The 3,098-nt window shown below is 36.8% G+C and carries 4 protein-coding genes; all 4 read left to right on the top strand.

Features of this window, described 5'->3' with window-relative positions; translation table 11 throughout:
• Positions 1 to 382, top strand: a 382-nt coding sequence (locus AB685_RS29360; protein WP_047974150.1) for a sugar transferase, incomplete at its 5' end; no start/stop codon positions are given.
• Positions 383 to 407: 25 nt separating this feature from the next.
• A complete protein-coding gene (locus AB685_RS29365; RefSeq protein ID WP_047974151.1) occupies positions 408 to 1,418 on the top strand; it encodes an NAD-dependent epimerase in 1,011 nt (336 codons plus the stop codon).
• Between the two features lie 67 nt (positions 1,419 to 1,485).
• Positions 1,486 to 2,373, top strand: a complete 888-nt coding sequence (gene galU / locus AB685_RS29370) for a UTP--glucose-1-phosphate uridylyltransferase GalU (protein WP_047974153.1) — start codon at positions 1,486 to 1,488, stop codon at positions 2,371 to 2,373.
• A 33-nt stretch (positions 2,374 to 2,406) separates the two neighbouring features.
• Positions 2,407 to 3,098 (top strand): nucleotide sugar dehydrogenase (locus AB685_RS29375; RefSeq protein ID WP_047974152.1); only part of this gene is annotated, 692 nt, incomplete at its 3' end.

The raw sequence follows: 3,098 nt of genomic DNA on the forward strand, positions 1-3,098 counted from the left end.
GAAAAATGGTGTACCAGATGATTTTGTTTTTAAAACATCTACTTCAAACCCTAATGTGACAAAGGTTGGTTATTACCTAAGAAAGTTTAGTATTGACGAGCTTCCGCAGTTTTTGAATGTTTTATTAGGAGATATGAGCGTAATAGGACCTCGTCCAGAAATTCCAGTAATAACAGAATGTTACAATGATTATCAAAAGCAAAGGTTAAATGTTAAGCCTGGTATCACTGGATATGCCCAAATAAACGGTCGCTCTAATATACCTCATAAAGCAAAGGTTGAATATGATCGTTATTATTGTGAAAATTGTTCTCTAACTTTAGATGTGAAAATCTTTTTTGCAACAATTTTTCAAACCATTAAAGGTAAAGGTTCTTATTAAAAGTTATTTATAATGAGGTGAGCGTATGTCAATATTAATAACAGGTGCTGCTGGCTTTGTCGGTATGCATACTTCGAAACGTTTAGTAGAAGATGGTTATCAAGTAATTGGTATCGATAATTTGAATGATTATTATGATCCAAATTTAAAAGCTAATCGTTTAAAGGAGCTGGATGATGACTCGAGCTTCTTTTTTTATGAGATGGATTTGACCGATCGGGAAGGTTTGAATGGATTATTTGAGAAGCATGGTATTTCTCATATAATAAATTTAGCTGCTCAAGCTGGAGTTCGTTATAGTTTAGAGAATCCACATGCTTATGTTGATTCCAATCTTGTAGGCTTTACAAATATTTTGGAAGCAAGCCGTCATTTCAAAGTGGAACACTTAATCTATGCATCTTCAAGTTCTGTTTACGGCGCTAATCAAAAGATGCCGTTCTCTACTAGTGATGGCGTCAATCATCCAGTTAGTTTATATGCAGCGACTAAGAAAGCAAATGAACTAATGGCTCATACGTATAGTCATCTTTACAATATCCCAACGACTGGACTTCGTTTCTTTACGGTCTATGGACCAATGGGTCGTCCGGATATGGCGTATTATTCGTTTACAAAGAATATCGTTGAGGGTAAAACAATCAAGGTGTTTAATAATGGTGAGATGATGCGCGACTTCACTTATATTGATGATATTGTTGATGGGATTGTACGTCYTCTGGATCATCCGCCAAAGGCAAACCCTGATTGGGATCGTAAACATCCTAATGCAAGTTCAAGTTATGCTCCATACAAAGTCTATAACATCGGCAACAACCAACCGGTTAAGCTAATGGACTTTATTCAAACGCTTGAAAAGCATTTAGGAATAGAAGCGAAGAAAGAGTTCTTACCAATGCAGCCAGGTGATGTTCAAGCAACGTATGCTGATATTGATGATTTACAAAAAGTAACAGGTTTTAAGCCGTCTACGACAATTGACGAAGGTCTTAAAAAGTTTGTCGATTGGTACAAAGAATATTATAACGTAAAGTAAGTCCTACCCCTTTTTCATATGAAAGAGGGGTTTTTTGATTGTATTTTATAAAAGGAGTGAGTTAATGATGAAAGTCCGTAAAGCCATTATTCCAGCAGCAGGTCTAGGAACAAGGTTTCTGCCTGCAACAAAGGCGCAGCCGAAAGAAATGCTACCGATTGTTGATAAACCAACGATTCAATATATTGTTGAAGAAGCGATTGCTTCTGGAATTGAAGATATTATTATCGTAAGTGGAAGAAGTAAGCGTGCGATTGAGGATCATTTTGATAAGTCCTATGAATTAGAAGAGACGTTGCTTAAAAAAGGGAAAATGGATTTGCTAGAAGAGATTTCTGGTATTTCTAATATGGCGAATATCCATTACATTCGTCAAAAAGAAGCATTAGGTCTTGGACATGCCATTGCTTGTGCGAAATCTTTCATTGGCGATGAACCATTTGCGGTATTATTAGGTGATGATATCGTTCAATCGGATACACCTTGTTTAAAGCAGTTAATTGATGTCTATGATCGTTATCATTCTTCTGTAGTAGGGGTACAAACGGTTGCAGATAATGATGTGTCTAAATATGGGATTATCAATCCAAAAGGGCAAGAGGTTGAGCCGAGTGTTATTAATGTTCAATCTTTAGTTGAGAAACCGAAAGTAGAAGACGCACCATCTAATTATGCGATTATGGGTCGTTACGTGTTACGTCCAGAGATCTTTGATATTTTAACGAAGATCCCAGCAGGTTCAGGTGGCGAAATCCAGTTAACGGATGCAATTAATGAATTAAATCGAAGTCAAGCTGTTCTAGCTTATGATTTTAAAGGTGTTCGTTATGATGTAGGGGATAAGTTTGGCTTTGTGAAGGCGACTCTTGACTTTGCCTTAGAAAGAGAAGACTTAAAGGGTGACGTTCGTAATTATTTGAAGGAAGTATTTGAAAAAGAAATGCAGGTTAAATAGTAGGTTATTAGATCTAAGGATGTGTATGAATAAATGAAAATTGCAGTTGCGGGTACTGGTTATGTAGGGCTCTCTAATGCCGTATTGCTTGCTCAACATAACGAAGTCATTGCAGTAGATATTGTTCCAGAAAAAGTAGAGCTAATCAATAATAAACGATCTCCTATTGTAGATAAGGAGATTCAAGAATTCTTAGCCACCAAAGAGTTGAATTTAACAGCAACAACTAACCCTAAGCAAGCATTTGCTGAAGCGGAGTTCGTCGTGATTGCCACACCAACGGACTATGACCCTGAGAAGAACTACTTTAATACACGTTCCGTAGAGAATGTGATTGATACCGTTCTTTCTATTAATCCAAATGCGGTTATGGTGATTAAGTCCACGATCCCAGTAGGTTACACTAAAGAAGTAAAAGAGAGATTCAAAACTGAGAATATCATGTTCTCACCAGAATTTCTTCGTGAAGGAAAGGCATTATACGATAATTTATATCCTTCACGAATTATTGTGGGTGAGAAATCAGCAAGAGCTGAGAAGTTTGCTGATCTATTAGCTCAAGGGGCAATTAAAGAAGACATTTCTGTTTTGTTTACTGAATCAACAGAAGCTGAGGCTGTAAAGCTATTCTCTAACACCTATCTAGCCATGCGTGTGGCTTACTTTAATGAGTTAGATACGTATGCTGAGACGAATGGATTAAATACGAAGGATATTATTGAAGG

The sequence above is a fragment of the Bacillus sp. LL01 genome (assembly GCF_001037965.1).